Consider the following 19,905-nt stretch of genomic DNA (forward strand, 5'->3'; position numbering starts at 1 on the left):
CGTATGAGTGATGTACTTGCTGATCGTACCCCTCCGCATAATATAGAGGCTGAGCAGGCGGTTTTAGGGGCCGTATTGATTGATCAAGATGCGTTAACTTCAGCATCAGAGTTATTGGTACCTGATTCGTTCTATCGAACGAAACATCAAAAGATTTTTGAAGTCATGCTTGGGCTATCTGATAAGGGAGAGCCGATCGACTTAATAATGATGACATCAGCAATGGCTGATCAAGGATTATTAGAAGAAGTTGGTGGGGTTTCTTACTTAGCGGAGTTAGCAGAGGTTGTGCCAACTGCAGCTAACGTAGAATATTACGCACGCATCATCGCTGAAAAGGCGCTTTTACGTCGTTTAATTCGCACGGCGACTCATATTGTATCGGATGGATATGAGAGAGAAGATGATGTGGATGGTCTTTTAAATGAGGCTGAGAAAAAAATATTAGAAGTATCCCATCAAACGAATGCAAAAGCATTCCAAAACATTAAAGATGTTCTTGTAGATGCTTATGACAAAATTGAACTTTTGCATAATCAAAAGGGTGAAGTTACTGGGATACCAACTGGGTTTACTGAATTAGATAAGATGACAGCAGGTTTCCAACGAAATGATTTAATTATCGTGGCAGCACGTCCATCAGTAGGGAAAACGGCATTTTCATTAAATATCGCACAAAACGTAGCGACGAAAACGGATGAAAATGTAGCGATTTTTAGTTTAGAGATGGGTGCTGATCAGCTTGTTATGCGTATGCTTTGTGCAGAAGGGAATATTGATGCACAAAGACTTCGTACTGGTTCATTAACTTCCGATGATTGGGCAAAATTAACAATGGCAATGGGGAGTCTCTCAAATGCTGGTATATATATTGATGATACGCCAGGTATTAAAGTAAATGAGATTCGAGCAAAATGTCGTAGATTAAAGCAAGAACAAGGTCTTGGTATGATTTTGATCGACTATTTGCAGCTTATTCAAGGAAGTGGGAAATCAGGAGAAAACCGTCAGCAGGAAGTATCTGAGATTTCTCGTACCTTAAAAGGGATTGCCCGTGAATTGCAAGTGCCTGTTATTGCTTTATCACAGTTATCTCGTGGTGTAGAATCTCGTCAAGATAAACGCCCGATGATGTCTGATATTCGTGAATCTGGAAGTATTGAGCAGGATGCTGATATTGTAGCTTTCCTATATCGTGAAGACTACTATGATCGAGAAACGGAAAATAAAAATACAATTGAAATTATTATTGCAAAACAGCGTAACGGTCCAGTAGGTTCAGTGGAACTTGCATTCGTCAAAGAGTTCAATAAGTTCGTTAACTTAGAACGTCGTTTTGAGGATGGACATGCTCCGCCGGCATAAAGGCAGTATAAAAAAGAAACACATTTCTTATAATAAGATGTGTTTCTTTTTTTTTATAAGAAAGATAAGGCTTTCATAAGTTAAATATATAATTCTTACGAACGAAAAAGTTTTTTTGTGAAAAAATGTTCGCTTTTCGGTTGACTTCTTTTTCGGTTTTGGTACAATTATATTGTTTGAATAGATCGTTTGAAAATTGCGGAGGTGCTTTAATAATGTCTTCAGTAGTAGTTGTAGGAACACAATGGGGCGACGAAGGAAAAGGTAAAATCACTGATTTTCTTTCTGAGCATGCGGAAGTAGTTGCAAGATATCAAGGTGGAAATAACGCGGGACATACAATTGTTTTCGGCGGAGTTAAATATAAATTACACTTAATTCCATCTGGTATTTTCTATAAAGAGAAAATTTGTGTAATCGGAAACGGATTAGTAGTAGATCCAAAAGCATTACTTGAAGAGTTAAAATACTTACACGATCGTGGTGTAAGTACTGATAATTTACGTGTAAGTAACCGTGCACATGTTATTTTACCTTACCACTTAAAGCAAGATGAGTTAGAAGAAGCAAGTAAAGGTGATAACAAAATCGGTACAACGAAAAAAGGTATCGGTCCTGCATATATGGATAAAGCTGCTCGTATTGGTATTCGTATGGCTGATCTTTTAGACCGTGAAGCATTTAAAGAGAAGCTTGAGCGCAATTTAGTAGAAAAAAATCGTTTATTTGAAAAAATGTACGATACAGAAGGTTTCACTGTAGAAGAAATTTTCGAAGAGTACTTCGAGTACGGGCAACAAATCGCGCAATATGTATGTGATACATCTGTTGTATTAAATGATGCATTAGATAATAATCACCGTGTATTATTTGAAGGTGCGCAAGGCGTTATGCTTGATATTGACCACGGTACGTACCCGTTCGTTACATCTTCTAACCCAATTGCTGGTGGTGTAACAGTTGGAACTGGAGTTGGTCCTGCGAAAGTTACTCGCGTTGTAGGTGTATGTAAAGCATATACAAGCCGCGTTGGTGATGGTCCATTCCCTACTGAGCTTCATGATGAAATTGGTCATCAAATTCGTGAAGTTGGTCGCGAGTATGGAACGACAACTGGTCGTCCACGCCGCGTAGGTTGGTTCGATAGCGTTGTTGTAAGACATGCACGTCGTGTTAGTGGTTTAACGGATCTATCATTAAATTCTATCGACGTTTTAACAGGTATTCCAACTCTTAAAATTTGTGTTGCTTACAAATACAATGGTGAAGTTATTGATGAAGTTCCAGCTAACTTAAACATTTTAGCAAAATGTGAGCCTGTATATGAAGAGCTTCCAGGTTGGGAAGAAGATATTACTGGTGTAAAATCATTAGATGAACTTCCTGAAAATGCACGAAAATACGTAGAACGTGTTTCTGAGTTAACAGGAATTCAAATATCTATGTTCTCAGTTGGACCAGATCGTAACCAAACAAATATTGTTCGTAACGTATACGAAGCTTAATTAATAGTGTTTAGAAAAAACTCATGTCCGCATGAGTTTTTTCTTATTCTTTTATAAAAAAACGAAAAAAGTATTGCAATAAATACAGAATACATGTTATGATACATCTTGTCGTCACGAAAATATGACGTTGGTGAGTATGAGCCATTAGCTCAGTTGGTAGAGCATCTGACTTTTAATCAGAGGGTCGAAGGTTCGAGTCCTTCATGGCTCACCATTTTATTTTTCGTGGCCCGTTGGTCAAGTGGTTAAGACACCGCCCTTTCACGGCGGTAACACGGGTTCGAATCCCGTACGGGTCATGTTTTTTTTTGCTTATTTTTGGTCCCGTGGTGTAGTGGTTAACATGCCTGCCTGTCACGCAGGAGATCGCCGGTTCGACCCCGGTCGGGACCGCCACTTTTGTTTATACCACCATTAGTGGTTTTATATATAGTTTTGGCTCGGTAGCTCAGTCGGTAGAGCAGAGGACTGAAAATCCTCGTGTCGGCGGTTCGATTCCGTCCCGAGCCACTCTCAGGATATTAAGTGGGCCCACTTAATATCCTTTTTATTTATGTAATTTTACAAAACTGAGTAGTTATTTTAAAATAGAACGAGGAGCCTCTAGCAGTTGAAGCTAGAGGTTTTTCTATAGATCGTATAGGATGCCGTGTAAAAGTGGATCATACATGAGTCTATGAGAATAGAGGAGAAAATACTTAAACAAAGGATGCGGTCATATAGGACATACTATGTAAACATCAATATGTTTAGGGATTATTGACCATATTTTTATAAGGAGGAAATAGACGATGATGGGAAAGAAAATTTTAGTAGTTGATGATGAAAAGCCGATTGCAGATATTTTGAAGTTTAACTTAGAAAAAGAAGGTTTTGAAATAGTAATGGCGCATGATGGTGATGAAGCAATTGAAAAGGCTAATGAAGAGCAACCAGATATGGTTTTATTAGATATTATGCTACCAGGTAAAGACGGCTTAGAGGTTTGCCGTGAAATACGTAAAAGCTCAGAAATGCCGATTATTATGCTTACAGCAAAGGACTCTGAGATTGATAAAGTATTAGGGCTTGAGCTTGGGGCAGATGATTATGTAACGAAGCCATTTAGTACAAGGGAATTACTTGCTCGTGTGAAGGCGAATTTACGCCGCCATCAACAAGGTGGTGCTGCGGAAAAAGAAGAAAATACAGAAATGGTTATTGGACCAATTGTGATTAATCCAAATGCATATAGTGTAACGAAGCGCGAGGAAAATATCGAGCTTACACATCGTGAATTTGAGTTGCTACATTATTTAGCGAAACATTTAGGACAAGTTATGACACGCGAACATTTATTACAAACAGTTTGGGGTTATGACTATTTTGGAGATGTGCGCACAGTAGACGTTACAGTACGTCGTTTGCGTGAAAAAATTGAAGATAATCCAAGCCATCCTACTTTAATTGTAACTAGACGTGGAGTAGGGTATTACTTGCGTGACCCAGAGCAGGAATAGTATATGAAGAAAGTTGGTTTTTTTCAATCTATTCATTTAAAATTTGTGCTTATATATATGCTATTAATATTAATAGCGATGCAAGTTATTGGAGTATATTTCGTAAGGGAATTAGAGAAGAGCTTAGTACAAGGTTTTAGGGATTCTTTAACGCAGCAAACAAACTTATTATCATATAATTTGAAGCAAGAGTTTAAAAAAAGTTATACAAAAGCAGAAACAGAGTCAACAGATGAAACGATTAAAACTTCAATTCGAAAATTTGCCTCTGATCAGAAGAAAGTTATACAAGAGGTAAGTGTATTTGATTCGCACAGAAAGTTACTGGCTATTTCAGATGAATCAAAGCAGAATAAGGTGAATCGAACATCAACTGATATAGCTGTTCAGCGAGTGTTAGTACAAAAAAAGCCAGAAGTGAAAATTGAGAAGGATGGTAGTACAGGTCATCGTGTTCAAGTTATGCTTACTCCGATTCTAGATGATAACGGTAAGGATGCGCTTGGTGTTATTTACATTGTGGCATCTATGGAAGATGTATATAAACAAATGAAGGATATAAATCAAATTTTTGCTACGGGAACAGTAATTGCTTTATTAGTAACGGCCGTACTTGGGATTTTATTGGCTCAAACAATTACAAGACCAATTTCAGATATGCGGAGACAAGCAATCGAAATGGCAAAAGGAAATTATTCCAGAAAAGTAAAAGTGCATAGCCATGATGAAATTGGACAACTGGCATTATCCTTCAATAATTTATCGAAAAAATTACAACAAGCTCGTTCTTCTACAGAAAGTGAAAGGCGTAAATTATCATCTGTTTTATCACATATGACAGATGGAGTAATTGCTACTGATCGAAAAGGGGATATTATTTTACTAAATGACCCTGCGGAAAAGATGTTAAATGTTTCTCGTGAAACAGCGCTCGATCAATCTGTTTTAGAGGTATTAGGGATACAGGAAGAATTTACGCTCGATCATTTATATGAAGAGCCAGATTCTGTTTTATTAGATTTTAGTACGAGAAACGAACCATATATTTTACGTGCTAGTTTCTCTGTTATTCAAAAAGAAACAGGGAAGGCAAACGGCTTAATTGCTGTACTATATGATGTAACAGAGCAGGAACGTATAGAACGGGAACGCCGTGAGTTTGTGGCAAATGTCTCTCATGAATTAAGGACGCCATTAACGACGATGCGCAGTTATTTAGAGGCACTTACAGATGGAGCATGGCAGGATCCAAATATTGCACCACAATTTTTAACGGTTACACAAGAAGAAACAGAAAGAATGATTAGACTTGTAAATGCGTTGTTACAGCTATCTAAACTGGATAGTACAGAGCATCGTTTAATGAAAGAATGGGTCGACTTTACTGATTTCTTTAATAATATTATTGATCGCTTTGAAATGTCTAAAGAGCAAAATGTAAGTTTCAAACGATCTTTCTCTAAGAAATCTAGATTTATTGATATGGATACTGACAAAATTACTCAAGTGCTGTATAACATTATTTCTAACGCATTAAAGTATTCACCAGAAGGTGGAACAGTAACATATCGTTTACGTGATCGCGGTGATTTATTAGAAATTAGTGTAAGTGACCAAGGAATGGGTATTCCAAAAGAAAACGTTGATAAAATCTTTGAACGTTTTTATCGCGTAGATAAAGCTCGTTCAAGACAAATGGGTGGTACGGGACTTGGATTAGCAATTGCAAAAGAAATGATTGAGGCACATGGTGGCTCTATTTGGGCGAAGAGTGAAGAAGGAAAAGGGACAACTATTTATTTCACGTTACCAATGGCAGCAGATGAAGAGGACGATTGGGAATGAGTATGGAAAACTTTAAAACAATAGTTTTAATTAACCTAGTTGTAATTAGCCTATTTCTTACTTTTAATTTATGGACGTATGTGCCAGATTCTACATCCATGCAAAACGCGAAATTTGTACAGGGGAATGAAGGAATGAACCAAACTAAAATTTCCGATGTTGTCCGTCCTACTTCTATCATCGTGCATAAAGATAAAAATCATTATGGGAGCAAAAGAGAGGCAGATATAGAATCAATCTATAAGCCTCTGGAAGTAGGGGAACTATATGATTTTAGAGAGATATCAATCACTAAGGGTGATTTCCTTTCATATGTGCATGGTGAAGGGAAAGTTGAACTTGTTTTCCCTACCGATATCCCATTTGATGCAGTTAAATCCATGTTTAACATGAAAGAGAAAAGTACAGGTAAGCCTAAACATTTTAATCGTATTCTCCTTGATCCTTCTAGAAGTAAGGATCAAGAAATTAAAATTAACTTTGTTTCTGATGGTGATAACTTTAAAATATACGAGGCAAAATTAAGTGGCTTGTATTTAAAAGATATTGTAAATGCCCAAAATCAATTTATAGTATCAGCAAAACCTTATTTTGATTATCAACTCAATGATATGAAAAAATTATTTTTACCAGATGGAACGACAGAGTTAAGCAATATAACATATATTTCATCTAATTTAGCAGTTGATACGTTTAAGAATGCTCTGTTTAGTGATCCTCGTTATTTAAGTCCGATTACCGAGATGTCGAAAGAAACATTTACAGATGGTATTAGATCCATGGAAATTGAAAACGATCGTCACATGCTAAAGTATAAAAACTCTTCTGTCTTAACTGAGAAAACGATAGATAATTTAATGCTTTTACAAAAAAGCTTTGAATTTGTAAGTGGTCACAGTGGGAGTTTGGATTCATATCGTTTGGACTATATGAATAAAGGAGAGACAGTATTTCGCTTAAATGAAGATGGATATCCAGTATTCAATGCAGATGGATTAGCGGAATTAAGACAAGTATGGGGATCAGAAGAAGTAATGGAATATGAAAGACCGTTGCTGTCTTTAAATACTAAAGGTATAGAACAGAAGGTTACTCTTCCGTCAGGGCATGTTGTAATAGCATCCCTAGAAAATAATCCAGAGATAAAGAAACAAGTAATTAAGGATATTGGCATTGGATACAAGTTATCACTAGATGGGCAAGTGGTTCGACTACAACCAATTTGGTATGTAAAGCTTGTTGAAGATGAAATAGGTAAACAGAAAATCTATGAGTGGAGTGAGGGAGGACTAAATGGATTGGGATCGGATTAAAACCATATTTATTGTGACCTTTTTTGTTTTGGACCTCTTTCTCATTTTCCAATTCATTCAAAAGCAAGATAGTAATCAATTGGAGCTTATTGCAGAAACAAAGATAGATCAAGAATTAAAAGCAAATAAAATTACGATGGGAAATATCCCTAAAGAACCGAAAAAAGAGTCATTTATTAGAGCGGAAAATAAAGCCTTTAAAGAAGAAGATATACAGTCTTTGAAAAATCAAACGGTGCATATACAAAATATGTACAAGATAGAAAGTAAGCTAAAAGAGCCTTTTTTAAATACGAAATCATTATCAAAAGATAAGTATAATGAATTTTTGAAGAACTATGTATTGGATGGACAAAAGTATGAATTTGGAGCGGTGAAAGACTCTAAAATTTATTTCTTCCAAAAATATAAAGATAAGCCTATTTTCTATAATAATCAGGCGATGATTGTTGTGGAATTAAATGAAAAAAATGAACTTGTTTCATATACGCAGACAATGCTAACTGATTTAAAAGAAATGGGCGAAGGTGAAAAAACGAAAGAGCAAGAAATTATTACGGCTCAAACAGCTTTAGAAAATTTGTATTTAAAAAATAAAATTCATGGAAATACGCATGTTAAAGAAGCGCAAATTGGTTATGCCACTCTTACCGCATCTACTTCTAATAACCAAGTACTTGCTCCAACGTGGAATTTAAAAACGGAGCAGAAGCAGGACTTCTTTGTGAATGCAATTGAAGGACAAGTTATGGAATTAGGAGAAAAGGAAAATCAAGTGGTTGATGAACATACTGGAGTGAGAAAGAATGGGGTTGCATTTTAGCGTACTTGCAAGTGGAAGTACAGGAAATATGCTATACGTAGGAACCGATGAAAAAAAATTACTAGTCGACGCAGGTTTAAGTGGTAAAGCAACAGAGGCTTTATTTAAACAAGCAGAACTAAATATAAATGATGTATCAGGTATTCTTGTAACGCATGAGCATAGTGATCATATTAAAGGATTAGGTGTATTGGCACGTAAATATGATTTACCTGTTTATGCGAATGAGAAAACATGGAATGCAATGGAACATTTAATAGGAAATATCCCAACTGAACAAAAGTTTATTTTCTCAGTTGGTGATGTGAAAACATTTGGTGATATTGAAGTCGAGTCATTTGGAGTTTCTCATGATGCGGCAGAACCGATGTTTTATGCTTTCCATAACAATAATAGGAAATTAGCGCTTATTACAGATACGGGATACGTAAGTGACCGTATGAAGGGCGTTATTAAGGGAGCTAATGCTTTTGTATTTGAAAGTAATCATGATGTAGAAATGCTTCGTATGGGACGTTATCCATGGAGCATTAAACGACGTATTTTAAGTGACGTTGGGCATGTTTGTAATGAGGATGCTGCATTAGCGATGGCAGATGTAATTACAGATGAGACAAAGCATATTTATTTAGCCCATTTAAGCCTAGATAATAACATGAAAGAACTAGCGCGTATGTCAGTATCACAAGTACTAGAGGAAAAAGGATTTGGAGTGGGTGAATCCTTTGAAATTCACGATACAGATCCAAAAATGCCTACAAAAATTCAATACGTATAATTCTTCATTTTAGTAAACAATAAAGGTGAATATAGTTGTTTTCAGGAAGATAGGTGAACAAATATGTCCTTTATTGATGAAGAAAGTTATCGTATGAAACGTGCAGGAAAAAAGAAGCACAAAGGTATAGTTCTTTCGAGTATAGCGGGAACAATTGTAGGAGCTTCTTTATTTGCGTTTGGAGCGCCTTTATTTTCGAATTCTGCTGATACGCTTCCGCAAGCTGAAGCAAGCGGAAGTAATATGGCTGAAGCTCAAGGGATTAAACAGATTAGCTTTGTAGATGCTGTTGATCGTGCATCTGAAGCTGTTGTGGGTGTTATTAACATTCAACGAGATAATTTTTCAGAGGCAGATTCAGAGGCCGGTACAGGATCAGGAGTAATTTATAAAAAGACAGATGGTCAAGCTTATATTGTAACGAATAATCATGTTGTAGCTGGAGCGAATCGTATTGAAGTAAGTCTAAGTGATGGTAAGAAGGTTCCTGGAAAAGTATTAGGAACCGATGTAGTCACAGATTTAGCTGTATTAGAAATAGATGCAAAGCATGTGAAAAAAATAATTGAAATTGGCGATTCTAATACTGTTCGCAGAGGAGAACCAGTTATTGCGATTGGAAACCCACTTGGACTGCAATTTTCTGGAACAGTTACACAAGGTATTATTTCAGCTAATGAACGTATTGTCCCTGTAGATTTAGATCAAGATGGACATTATGATTGGCAAGTAGAAGTGTTACAAACAGATGCAGCGATTAATCCGGGGAATAGTGGTGGTGCGCTTGTAAATGCAGCAGGACAATTAATTGGTATTAATTCAATGAAAATTGCTGCAAAAGAAGTAGAAGGAATCGGCCTTGCTATTCCGGTGACTAGAGCTGTTCCGATTATGAATGAACTTGAGAAGTATGGAAAAGTAAGAAGACCGTATGTTGGGATTGAACTTAGGTCATTAAATGAAATCCCAAACTATTATTGGTCAAAAACATTACATTTACCAGGTACTGTAACAGAGGGCGTTTGTATTTTGGATGTGAAAAGTCCTTCGCCAGGTGCGGATGCTGGTTTAAGAGAACATGATGTTATTGTGGCAGTAGATGGAAAACCGATTCGCGATATTATTGGATTCCGTACGGCCTTATATGATAAGGAAATTAATGATAAAATGACTCTTACGTTTTATCGTGGTACAAAAAGAGTAACAACAACAGTGAAATTAGGCATTCAAAAGTATTAAAAACAGGAGGGCCTACCTCCTGTTTTCTATTGTAGAAAAGTGAGGTGTAGAAAATGAATTTACCTTGTTGTTTAGAACATGTTGAATTAGCGTTAGATATTATTGTGGATGAGTGTGAAGTTGCACCAGTTATCAACAATGTGGATAACTCGAGAAAAGAGAAAAAAACATGTGAATTTTGTCAAAATGAGGCGACATATGTTGTATCGAACACAGATTCTCACACAATATGTGGGTAGTATTTGTGGATATGTGGATAAGTTTTGTGGATAACATGTTTGTAAGGTGGAGGATACGTGTGAATATCTCGATTATTTCAATTGGGAAATTAAAAGAAAAATATTTGAAACAAGGTATAGCAGAATACTTAAAACGATTATCTGCATACGCAAAAGTAGAAGTAATTGAATTGCCTGATGAAAAGGCGCCAGAAAATTTAAGTGAAGCAGAAATGTTAATTGTAAAGGAAAAAGAAGGTATACGTATACTGGATAAAATTTCTGATGACACGCATGTGATTGCATTAGCTATAGATGGAAAGCAAAAGTCATCAGAAGAATTTGCGGTAAGTCTAGATCGCCTTGCTACATACGGAAAGAGTAAAGTCGCATTTGTAATTGGTGGATCACTTGGACTAAGCTCAGAAGTGATGAAGCGTTCAAATGAATCACTTTCTTTTTCAAAGATGACATTGCCACACCAATTAATGCGATTAGTGTTGCTTGAGCAAGTCTATAGAGCGTTTCGGATTAATCGTGGAGAACCGTATCATAAGTAATGTATTCTATGTAAAACACTGATATTATCATATTTATTTTATTATGCCTATAATTGGAGGCTATGTGAATGGTAAGTGATCAGACGAGATATTCTAGACTCGCAAATATAACAAAAATAATAAATACGAAATTAGAACTACGTGACGTATTGCAGCGTGTGACAATGGCGATATCAGAGGAAATTGTTAGGTGCGATGCTGTTGGAATTTATTTACCCCAGGAAGATGGAACATTTAGAGGGTTTGCAGGAAAACCAGAGACTATAAATGGCGTAACGCTCGATACTCAAGTAATTGATCCTGAAATAGACTTACTGGCAAAAGAGGTTATTGAAACGAAAAAAACCATCTATATTCCTGATACCTCAAAGGATCATCGACCAGATCCGAGACCGGTTAATGCATTCAAAATTAAGTCCTTATTAGCCTTGCCTATCTCATTTGGGCAAGAGTTATTTGGTCTAGTTTTTTTATTTGATTATGGAATTCCGATGAACTTAACAGATTCAGAAATTCAAAGTGTTGAAGCTTATGTAAATATGGCTGCGGTTGCAATTCAAAACACAAATAATTTAAAACAAAAGGAAAACCTTATTGCTGAGAAGCAGCTGTTACTAAATGTTACACGTGATTTATCAATGTGTTCCTCGATACAGGAGAGTTTTGATAAATGCTTTTTTTACCTAGAACAGATTTTAGAGAGTAAAAATATGACTGCCCATCTTCTAGATCCGCTAGATAAAACAACAATTAAAACAACGAAATTAAGTAAGGGCTGTCATTGGACAGAAGCGGATTGGACAGAGAAAAGCTATGAAGCCAAGATTCAAGAAGTTATTCAAACAAAAAATATAGATAGTAAGGGTCTATTGATGATTCCATTGGTTTCAATTGGAGAAGTATTAGGGGTAATCGTCGTTGGCAAAGAAGGAAAAGCTCACAATTATGATCATTCTCAACTTCAACTAGCAAAATCTATCGTTGATGCCACAGCCCCTACGTTTTCGAATTTGTCATATATGGATCAACTAGAAAGCATAGTGGAAGAGCGAACGAGAGAGCTAGCTGCTGCTAATGAAAAAGTTACAAGTGTGATTGAATGTATTACGGATGGATTTTTTATTTTAAATAATAAATGGGAATTTACGTACGTAAATAAGCACCAATATTTTCCGCAAAGAAAAACAGCAAAAGATGTATTAGGAAAGAATATATGGGATGTTTTCCCGAGTGAAATCGACACAGTTATGTATAAGGAATTTCATCGTGCGATGTCAGAGCGAACTACAGTTCATTTCGAATTTCTTTCTACTGCAGATGAATATTGGCACGAAGTTATTGCATACCCGTATGATGATGGTATTTGTTGTATTTTTAAAAACATAACGGAAAAAAAGAAATATGAACAGGAATTGAAAAGATTATCCAACATAGATTTAATAGGGCAAATGGCAGCAGGTATCAGCCATGAAATTAGAAATCCAATGACAACAGTACTAGGATTTTTACAGTTATTAAAAGAAGAGAATACCTATGAGAAACATAATAAATACTTTCATTTAATGATTGAAGAACTTAACCGTGCCAATTCTATTATTACTGAATTTCTCTCAATGGGTAATACAAGGAAATCGGATTTGCAGATGTTAGATTTAAATTCAATTATCCGCGATATTATTCCTTTAATAAAGATTGATACGTACAATCAAAATAAATATATTCAAGTCGATACAAATGACATTCCAGAATTACTTTTAAATCGTAATGAAATACGGCAATTATTAATGAATCTATATCGTAATGGCTTAGAAGCGATGAATACAGGGAAAGTTCTAACCATTAGCACTTACAAGGAAGGTCAAAATTGTGTGGTGCTTGCAGTGCGGGATCAAGGAAAAGGTATCAGGCCTGAAGTATTAGAGAAACTGGGTACGCCGTTTTACACGACCAAAGATAATGGAACTGGATTAGGGTTAGGTGTATGTTATGCCATTGCTGCCCGCCATAATGCAAAAATAGAAATTCAAACAGGATCGGAAGGCACTACCTTTTTTGTTAAATTTAATTATGAAAATAATAAAAAATAACCTTATTTAGAATAGTTACGATGAACCGTATCATAAATAAATTTATTCTTTGCATATAAAAGGATAAAAAGACCATTGGACAAAAATTACCGATGGTCTTTTAAATATTATTAGATGGTATGTAGATTTCCTAAAATAAGTATGTTTCTATTTCCATAAAAATATGCTGTAATATGAAGAGGAAAAAGTATAAGTAGTTAGAGAAGTGAGGAATTAAAGGTGAAGAAGTTTAAGAAGTTTTACTTGGAGATTACGAGTGTATGTAATCTTGCGTGTAGCTTTTGTCCGCCGACGGAAAGGCAGAAGCAATTCATTTCTGTAGAGGATTTTGCTAAAAGATTAGACCAAATTAAACCTCACACAGACTACATTTATTTGCACGTGAAGGGTGAGCCGTTGCTCCACCCGAAAATAGATCAACTATTAGACTTAAGTCATGAAAAAGGGTTTAAAGTTAATATTACAACGAACGGAACGTTAATTAATAAGAGAAGACATAGGCTGTTAAATAAGCCTGCGTTAAGACAAATGAATTTTTCACTGCATAGTTTTGATGGACATCCAGGTTCGCAAGATAAAGAGGGCTATGTAAGGAGTATACTTTCCTTCATTAGGGAAGCGACAAGTCAATCAGATTTAATTGTATCGTTAAGGTTATGGAATTTAACTCAGGATAATAAAACGAATGCTGAAATCCAGAAAAATAGAGAGTTATTATCTATAATTGAAAATGAATTTGATCTATCTTATCAAATTGAAGAGAAGCTTACACCAGGAAAAGGTATAAAAATTGCAGAACGTGTCTTTATTAATCAAGACTATGAATTCCAGTGGCCAGCATTACATGAAGAAGAGGATGATGGGAAAGGATTCTGTCATGGACTTCGTAATCAAGCGGGTATTTTAGCGAATGGAACAGTTATTCCTTGTTGTTTAGATGGTGAAGGGATTATTAACCTTGGGAATATTAATAATGATTCATTTTCTAACATTATCGAAGGTGAAAGAGCAACAAACATTGTCGATGGATTTTCGAAAAGAGTTGCGGTTGAAGAACTTTGCAGGAAATGTGGATATCGCAAACGGTTTGGGAAGTAAATATGAAATAAGCCCTCATAAAGCGAGGGCTTATTTTTTATACTTGATAAGAATGCTCTAATTTATCAATTAATGAACCAACGTAAGAAACAGCTTTACGGATTGCATCTGGTTTTGACATATCTACTCCGGCATGTTTCATTGTACCACCAGCGATCAATAGCATGTTGTCCTTCCTCTTTAATCATTTGAGCTACTGCAGTGGATGCAGTGTGTGCTGCCTTTTTTGTAGTATTTCTAGTAACGATTTACGGAAAGGTTCAAGTTTTGTTTCTTCAGTTAAATATTTTTCAATTGTTCCTTCGCCGAATATGAGAATTTCATTATGAATAAAGGATAGTGCAGTATGTACTTTCGTCCATAAAGCAGAAATTTTGGAAGAGTTCGCTTGAATACTTGGATTTGTACGATCAGTAGATTCTTTTAAATTTGCATATGAGTACAGTTTTGTTAACGTCATTAAAAGTTCTTCTTCTAAAAGTAGGCAATTTAATAAAGTGTGGGAGCTAGTATGTAAATGTCCTTTAAATGAATCAAGTTTCTGTATATCATTTTCCAATGCGTTTAATGCAGTAGGCTATTTGGTATCAGAATTATACAAATCGGATAAATCCCATGTTAGTTCAGCAGGTACCTCTACGCGATTAAGGCGATTTTCCATTACATTTTTCAAGTCGTATATCCTCCTTATTAAGACTATCTAAAAATATAACAATAGAAAATTCAGTTAAATCAAAGTATTTTACATTTTTATATACAAAAAAGAAGGACAAGCATGAAAATGCTTGTCCTTCAAGTTAATTTAAGAATTAATATACTTTGTCACCATTGAAAATCGAGTTTTTCACGACAACATAATCTACAGTACGAATAGCATCTAATTTTGTTCCACCAGCGTAAGAGATAGAAGATTGAAGATCTTGTTCCATTTCGATTAACGTATCTTCTAAAGAACCTTTATGCTCAACGAACATTTTCTTACCTTCAACGTTTTTCTTCTCACCCTTTTGGAATTCAGAAGCAGAACCGAAGTATTCTTTATAAAGTTTGCCATCTCTTTCAATTGTTTCCCCTGGAGACTCTTCGTGACCAGCGAATAGAGAACCGATCATGACCATAGTTGCCCCAAATCGTATAGATTTAGCTACGTCGCCGTGTGTACGAATACCACCATCAGCGATAATTGGCTTACTTGCAGCTTTTGCACACCAGCGAAGTGCAGCTAGCTGCCAACCACCAGTTCCGAAGCCTGTTTTAATTTTAGTAATACAAACTTTACCAGGTCCAATACCAACTTTTGTTGCATCGGCACCAGCATTTTCTAATTCTCTTACCGCTTCTGGAGTTCCAACGTTTCCAGCGATAACGAAGCTCTCTGGTAAATGTTTTTTAATATGTTGAATCATGTTGATCACAGCATTAGAATGACCGTGTGCGATATCAATCGTGATATATTCAGGTGTCAGTTGCTCAGCAGCTAATTGTTGTACGAATTCATATTCGTCCTCTTTTACACCAACGCTGATAGAAGCGATTAATCCACGTGATTGCATATCTCTAATGAATGAGATTCGTTTCTCTGGTTGGAAACGATGCATGATATAAAAGTAGTTGTTCTCAGCTAAATAAGTTGCAATTCTTTCATCAATAATCGTTTGCATATTTGCAGGTACGACAGGTAATTTAAATTTATGTTTTCCTAAAGTGACAGTTGTATCACATTCAGAGCGGCTATTTACAATACATTTCGCGGGAATTAATTGAATATCTTCATAGTCGAATACGTTTTCCATCATTTACACCCCTAAAATACGAATATTTTATTTTTATTAATCAAAAATGTTCGTCCATAGGATAATTTACATTATTTTTATTAAGAAGTCAAAGGATTTCTTAACATTTTTTGAAAAAGTAGATTTTATATCTGAAAAACAACGTTAAAAACGAATTTAAAACGTTTTTTTATTTTTATTGTTCGTTTATGAAAAAGGTTGAAAAATTAAGATAATTATACAAGGTTGTATGTATTCTTTTTATTTTTTTGGAGTGGATGTAGGATAATATGAAAAGGTTAATGCTAACAATACGAGCAAAAGATGTTATCAAGTAGTTGAACATTATATGAAATGATAAGGTTTATTTCTATATAAAAAGATGAATCTGGCATGATCCACCTTTTTATGTGAGGTTTCAAGTATAATAAGTAGGGTGATAGTAATGTATACAAAAGATAAAAAAGAAAATAATACAAAATAAAATGAGGTTAATATATGAGTAAAAAAAGTTTTTCTGATTATAAACTAAGTACGGAAATCGTAAGGGCACTTACTGGGTTAGGATATAATCATCCAACAGAAGTACAAGGTGAGGTTATTCCAGTTGCATTAGAAAAGAAGGATCTTGTTGTGAAGTCCCAGACTGGAAGTGGAAAAACGGCTTCATTTGGTATTCCACTTTGTGAAATGGTGGAGTGGGAAGAGAATAAACCACAAGCATTAGTTTTAACACCAACGAGAGAGCTTGCGGTACAGGTAAAAGAAGATATTACAAATATAGGTCGATTCAAAAGGATTAAGGCTGCGGCAGTTTATGGGAAATCTCCATTTGCACGTCAAAAATTAGAATTAAAGCAAAAGACACATATTGTAGTTGGTACTCCTGGTCGTGTGTTGGATCATATTGAGAAGGGTACCCTTTCTTTAGAGTGTTTGAAGTATTTAGTTATTGATGAAGCAGATGAGATGCTAAATATGGGCTTTATCGATCAAGTAGAGGCAATTATTGATGAATTACCTACAAAAAGAATGACGATGTTATTTTCAGCAACACTTCCAGAAGATGTTGAGAAATTGTCTCGTACATATATGAATTCACCAATTCATATTGAAATTAAAGCAGCTGGGATTACGACGGATAAAATTGAACATACTCTTTTTGAGGTGATAGAAGACGAGAAGCTTTCACTACTTAAAGATGTAACAACGATTGAGAATCCTGATAGCTGTATTATTTTCTGTCGTACACAAGAAAATGTAGATCATGTATATAGACAATTAAAACGAGCTAACTATCCTTGTGACAAAATACATGGTGGTATGGTACAAGAAGATCGTTTTGAAGTCATGGATGATTTTAGAAAAGGAAAATTCCGTTATTTAGTAGCAACAGATGTAGCTGCGAGAGGAATTGATATTGATAATATTACACATGTTATTAATTATGATATTCCACTTGAAAAAGAAAGCTATGTACATCGTACTGGAAGAACGGGACGAGCTGGAAATAGTGGAAAAGCTATTACATTTATAACACCATATGAAAATAGATTTTTAGAAGAGATTGAGGAGTATATTGGATTTGAAATTCCAAAGGCAATTGGACCTTCAAAAGAAGAAGTTATGAAAGAGAAAGCTGCATTTGAAGAAAAGATACATGCTAAACCAATTATAAAGAAAGATAAAAATGCAGATATCAACAAAGGCATTATGAAGCTGTACTTTAATGGCGGGAAGAAAAAGAAAATTAGGGCGGTAGATTTCGTCGGTACAATTGCTAAAATTAAAGGTGTTACAGCAGAAGATATAGGTATTATTACGATACAAGATAATGTTTCTTACGTTGAAATATTAAATGGAAAAGGACCACTTGTCTTGAAAGTCATGAAGACTACAACGATTAAAGGGAAACAACTAAAAGTTCATGAAGCAATTAAGTAAATAAAAAACTATCCACTTTAATAGGTGGATAGTTTTTTATTTATGATTCTTTTAAATCATCCACTAGTTGCTCCGCTAAACGTCTATACATATTACTCATAGTGACGAAGGATGTTAGTAGTAGAAATTTTTCTAGCTTTGTATCTTCTAAGGAAGAAATCTCATTTACTTCTGTAACACGGTTATTTACGTCTTGTTTAAAGCTTTCGACATTGCTTTCAGTAAGAGCAAGATAATTTTTGTATAACGTATTTAATTCGAATGAATCATCATTTAATAAGGAGTCATTTATAGTTTCTAATGAACTTTTTATGTCGTTAATGGAGAGAGCTCCCTTTAATTGATAAATTAGGCTAATTAAAATCATATGCTCTTTTGAATACTTTTTATTTTTGATAGGGATGAATAGTTTCCCTTTTGCGTAATTATTAATCATCGTTTTTGTTAATACTTTTTCATCATCAGTTCTCGTTGTATCTGCATAAGTATTCTCAAATAGTTGGACAACTTGGTCTACATATAAGTCAACATTTGGAATATCCTCAAGTTTAATGTTTTTTTCTAAATGTAATGTCTTAAGTAATTCATTTATATTTTCCACGTAGAATCCCTCACTTTTATAACTTAGTGGAACTTAATGTTTAATATATCTTTAAATATGGTATTACGAAACAAATGAATTGTAAATGTTGACCTTAAAAAGAAATGTGTATATAATTACATGTAGTTATCAAAACTACATGTAATTATATGAGGGGTGTTATTATGAATACTTATGTAAGGGAACCAGTTAATGCATTTACTCACTTAGGTGGAGCGATATTATCATTTATTGCGTTATTAGCTATGCTTGTGAAAGTTTCTATCAAGATGCCATCATTTGCTGCAATTACAGCTGTTATTTTGTTTGGTATTGGAATGATGGTCCTTTATACGGCGTCAGCTGTATATCATAGTGTTGTGGCCAATGAACGTGTTATATACTTCTTTAGGAAGCTAGATCATTCTATGATTTTTATATTAATTGCAGGTACATATGCACCCTTTTGCTTAATTACATTAAATTCAGCAAGTGGTTTGCTATTATTTTGTTTAGTCTATGCAACTGCGATTTGTGGCATTGTATTTAAAATGTTTTGGTTTAATTGTCCAAGGTGGTTATCGACAGCAATTTATATTACGATGGGTTGGTTAATTGTTTTATTCTTTGCCCCGTTAGCTGAGAATTTAAGTACAGGAGGCATTATTTTCTTAGTACTTGGTGGCATTTTTTATACAATTGGTGGATTTATTTATGGAACAAAGCCAAAATGGTTAGAGTTTAAATATATGGGGCATCATGAAATTTTTCATGTTTTTGTATTATTAGGTAGTCTTGCGCATTTTCTAAGTGTATATTGTTACGTAATTTAATAAAAAAACGTCACATAATTTTTATTATGTGGCGTTTTTTTATTACCTGATTAGAATCGTATATGTTATAAAATTATTATGGGATAAAATGTAAGTTTCTGTGTTCGCATGTTAAACATAGGATAAGAAATATGTGATATACTTTGAGAAGTTTATAATGAATGAAATATGGAGGACTATAATTATGGCAATACTTGTAACAGGTGGAGCAGGATATATTGGTAGTCATACATGTGTAGAATTACTAAATAGCGGTTACGAAGTTATAGTAGTGGATAATCTTTCGAATAGCTCGGTAGAATCTATAAATCGAGTGAAAGAAATAACAGGAAAACAATTTAAGTTTTATAAAGAAGATGTTTTAAATCGCGAAGCGCTTGACGCAATTTTTGAAGAAAATTCAATTGAAGCAGTTATTCACTTTGCAGGATTTAAAGCTGTAG

At 34.8% G+C, this 19,905-nt stretch carries 18 protein-coding genes, 4 tRNA genes and 1 pseudogene; 19 read left to right on the top strand and 4 right to left on the bottom strand.

What is annotated here, in order from left to right:
- The first annotated feature begins 3 nt into the window (after positions 1–3).
- The 16 genes from dnaB to EBQ15_RS28820 all read left to right on the top strand — a co-directional run bounded on the left by dnaB (position 4) and on the right by EBQ15_RS28820 (position 14,333).
- Complete coding sequence (gene dnaB, locus EBQ15_RS28745; RefSeq protein WP_001286149.1) at positions 4–1,365, top strand: replicative DNA helicase; 1,362 nt, start codon at positions 4–6, stop codon at positions 1,363–1,365.
- Positions 1,366–1,580: 215 nt separating this feature from the next.
- Positions 1,581–2,870: an adenylosuccinate synthase gene (locus EBQ15_RS28750; protein ID WP_000100238.1), complete on the top strand. Its 1,290-nt coding sequence runs from the start codon at positions 1,581–1,583 to the stop codon at positions 2,868–2,870.
- Between the two features lie 141 nt (positions 2,871–3,011).
- Positions 3,012–3,087: transfer RNA gene (locus EBQ15_RS28755), tRNA-Lys, on the top strand.
- A gap of 13 nt (positions 3,088–3,100) precedes the next feature.
- Positions 3,101–3,172 (top strand) — tRNA-Glu (locus EBQ15_RS28760).
- 21 nt (positions 3,173–3,193) lie between these two features.
- Positions 3,194–3,269: transfer RNA gene (locus tag EBQ15_RS28765), tRNA-Asp, on the top strand.
- Positions 3,270–3,310: 41 nt separating this feature from the next.
- A tRNA-Phe gene (locus EBQ15_RS28770) sits at positions 3,311–3,383 on the top strand.
- Between the two features lie 281 nt (positions 3,384–3,664).
- Positions 3,665–4,372, top strand: coding sequence for a cell wall metabolism DNA-binding response regulator WalR (gene walR / locus EBQ15_RS28775; RefSeq protein WP_000971865.1), 708 nt, complete (start codon positions 3,665–3,667; stop codon positions 4,370–4,372).
- A 3-nt stretch (positions 4,373–4,375) separates the two neighbouring features.
- Entirely contained in the window at positions 4,376–6,217 is a 1,842-nt protein-coding gene (gene walK / locus EBQ15_RS28780; protein ID WP_000755367.1) for a cell wall metabolism sensor histidine kinase WalK, read from the top strand.
- On the top strand, positions 6,214–7,530 hold the full coding sequence (locus EBQ15_RS28785) for a YycH family regulatory protein (RefSeq protein ID WP_000061555.1): 1,317 nt from the start codon (positions 6,214–6,216) through the stop codon (positions 7,528–7,530). Before walK ends, EBQ15_RS28785 begins: the two co-directional genes overlap by 4 nt.
- Positions 7,511–8,353: a two-component system regulatory protein YycI gene (locus tag EBQ15_RS28790; protein ID WP_000383740.1), complete on the top strand. Its 843-nt coding sequence runs from the start codon at positions 7,511–7,513 to the stop codon at positions 8,351–8,353. Before EBQ15_RS28785 ends, EBQ15_RS28790 begins: the two co-directional genes overlap by 20 nt.
- Positions 8,337–9,131 (top strand): MBL fold metallo-hydrolase, encoded by a 795-nt coding sequence (locus tag EBQ15_RS28795; RefSeq protein ID WP_000522837.1) that lies wholly within the window; start codon positions 8,337–8,339, stop codon positions 9,129–9,131. The genes EBQ15_RS28790 and EBQ15_RS28795 overlap by 17 nt, the downstream gene beginning before the upstream one ends.
- A gap of 63 nt (positions 9,132–9,194) precedes the next feature.
- The gene (locus EBQ15_RS28800) at positions 9,195–10,370 is read left to right on the top strand and encodes a S1C family serine protease (RefSeq protein ID WP_000008042.1); all 1,176 of its coding nucleotides are present in this window, start codon (positions 9,195–9,197) and stop codon (positions 10,368–10,370) included.
- 53 nt (positions 10,371–10,423) lie between these two features.
- Positions 10,424–10,609 (top strand): CxxH/CxxC protein, encoded by a 186-nt coding sequence (locus EBQ15_RS28805; RefSeq protein ID WP_001052832.1) that lies wholly within the window; start codon positions 10,424–10,426, stop codon positions 10,607–10,609.
- Positions 10,610–10,668: 59 nt separating this feature from the next.
- Positions 10,669–11,148: a 23S rRNA (pseudouridine(1915)-N(3))-methyltransferase RlmH gene (rlmH, locus tag EBQ15_RS28810; RefSeq protein WP_001026998.1), complete on the top strand. Its 480-nt coding sequence runs from the start codon at positions 10,669–10,671 to the stop codon at positions 11,146–11,148.
- A gap of 68 nt (positions 11,149–11,216) precedes the next feature.
- Positions 11,217–13,235, top strand: coding sequence for a GAF domain-containing sensor histidine kinase (locus tag EBQ15_RS28815; protein ID WP_000253111.1), 2,019 nt, complete (start codon positions 11,217–11,219; stop codon positions 13,233–13,235).
- Between the two features lie 219 nt (positions 13,236–13,454).
- Entirely contained in the window at positions 13,455–14,333 is an 879-nt protein-coding gene (locus EBQ15_RS28820) for a radical SAM/SPASM domain-containing protein (protein WP_000713633.1), read from the top strand.
- Between the two features lie 37 nt (positions 14,334–14,370).
- On the opposite strand, the gene EBQ15_RS28825 is transcribed toward EBQ15_RS28820, so the two are convergent.
- The 3 genes and pseudogenes from EBQ15_RS28825 to guaC form a co-directional block, all read right to left on the bottom strand.
- Positions 14,371–14,499 carry a hypothetical protein gene (locus EBQ15_RS28825; RefSeq protein ID WP_016118980.1) on the bottom strand — a complete coding sequence of 43 codons (129 nt, stop codon included), beginning with the start codon at positions 14,497–14,499 and terminating at the stop codon, positions 14,371–14,373.
- 36 nt (positions 14,500–14,535) lie between these two features.
- A pseudogene (locus EBQ15_RS28830) lies at positions 14,536–15,006 on the bottom strand (oligoendopeptidase F); the annotation flags it as partial.
- A gap of 136 nt (positions 15,007–15,142) precedes the next feature.
- Entirely contained in the window at positions 15,143–16,126 is a 984-nt protein-coding gene (gene guaC, locus EBQ15_RS28835) for a GMP reductase (protein WP_000432447.1), read from the bottom strand.
- A 477-nt stretch (positions 16,127–16,603) separates the two neighbouring features.
- Between guaC and EBQ15_RS28840 the strand changes: the two genes are divergently transcribed.
- Positions 16,604–18,049, top strand: a complete 1,446-nt coding sequence (locus EBQ15_RS28840; RefSeq protein WP_000039354.1) for a DEAD/DEAH box helicase — start codon at positions 16,604–16,606, stop codon at positions 18,047–18,049.
- A gap of 40 nt (positions 18,050–18,089) precedes the next feature.
- Here EBQ15_RS28840 and EBQ15_RS28845 read toward each other — a convergent pair whose 3' ends face one another.
- Positions 18,090–18,650, bottom strand: coding sequence for a DUF1836 domain-containing protein (locus EBQ15_RS28845; RefSeq protein WP_000427884.1), 561 nt, complete (start codon positions 18,648–18,650; stop codon positions 18,090–18,092).
- 164 nt (positions 18,651–18,814) lie between these two features.
- Between EBQ15_RS28845 and trhA the strand changes: the two genes are divergently transcribed.
- Both trhA and EBQ15_RS28855 read left to right on the top strand, forming a co-directional pair.
- Entirely contained in the window at positions 18,815–19,462 is a 648-nt protein-coding gene (gene trhA / locus EBQ15_RS28850) for a PAQR family membrane homeostasis protein TrhA (protein WP_001099728.1), read from the top strand.
- A gap of 184 nt (positions 19,463–19,646) precedes the next feature.
- Positions 19,647–19,905, top strand: a 259-nt coding sequence (locus EBQ15_RS28855) for an SDR family NAD(P)-dependent oxidoreductase (RefSeq protein ID WP_125653125.1), incomplete at its 3' end; no start/stop codon positions are given.

The sequence above is a fragment of the Bacillus sp. 2D03 genome, from assembly GCF_003946765.1.
GTDB lineage: Bacteria > Bacillota > Bacilli > Bacillales > Bacillaceae_G > Bacillus_A > Bacillus_A cereus.

Coding starts and splice junctions, on each gene's coding strand:
- dnaB (WP_001286149.1), top strand. CDS start 4: ATGAGTGATGTACTTGCTGATCGTACCCCTCCGCATAATATAGAGGCT.
- EBQ15_RS28750 (WP_000100238.1), top strand. CDS start 1,581: ATGTCTTCAGTAGTAGTTGTAGGAACACAATGGGGCGACGAAGGAAAA.
- walR (WP_000971865.1), top strand. CDS start 3,665: ATGATGGGAAAGAAAATTTTAGTAGTTGATGATGAAAAGCCGATTGCA.
- walK (WP_000755367.1), top strand. CDS start 4,376: ATGAAGAAAGTTGGTTTTTTTCAATCTATTCATTTAAAATTTGTGCTT.
- EBQ15_RS28785 (WP_000061555.1), top strand. CDS start 6,214: ATGAGTATGGAAAACTTTAAAACAATAGTTTTAATTAACCTAGTTGTA.
- EBQ15_RS28790 (WP_000383740.1), top strand. CDS start 7,511: ATGGATTGGGATCGGATTAAAACCATATTTATTGTGACCTTTTTTGTT.
- EBQ15_RS28795 (WP_000522837.1), top strand. CDS start 8,337: ATGGGGTTGCATTTTAGCGTACTTGCAAGTGGAAGTACAGGAAATATG.
- EBQ15_RS28800 (WP_000008042.1), top strand. CDS start 9,195: ATGTCCTTTATTGATGAAGAAAGTTATCGTATGAAACGTGCAGGAAAA.
- EBQ15_RS28805 (WP_001052832.1), top strand. CDS start 10,424: ATGAATTTACCTTGTTGTTTAGAACATGTTGAATTAGCGTTAGATATT.
- EBQ15_RS28815 (WP_000253111.1), top strand. CDS start 11,217: ATGGTAAGTGATCAGACGAGATATTCTAGACTCGCAAATATAACAAAA.
- EBQ15_RS28825 (WP_016118980.1), bottom strand. CDS start 14,499: ATGCTATTGATCGCTGGTGGTACAATGAAACATGCCGGAGTAGATATG.
- guaC (WP_000432447.1), bottom strand. CDS start 16,126: ATGGAAAACGTATTCGACTATGAAGATATTCAATTAATTCCCGCGAAA.
- EBQ15_RS28840 (WP_000039354.1), top strand. CDS start 16,604: ATGAGTAAAAAAAGTTTTTCTGATTATAAACTAAGTACGGAAATCGTA.
- trhA (WP_001099728.1), top strand. CDS start 18,815: ATGAATACTTATGTAAGGGAACCAGTTAATGCATTTACTCACTTAGGT.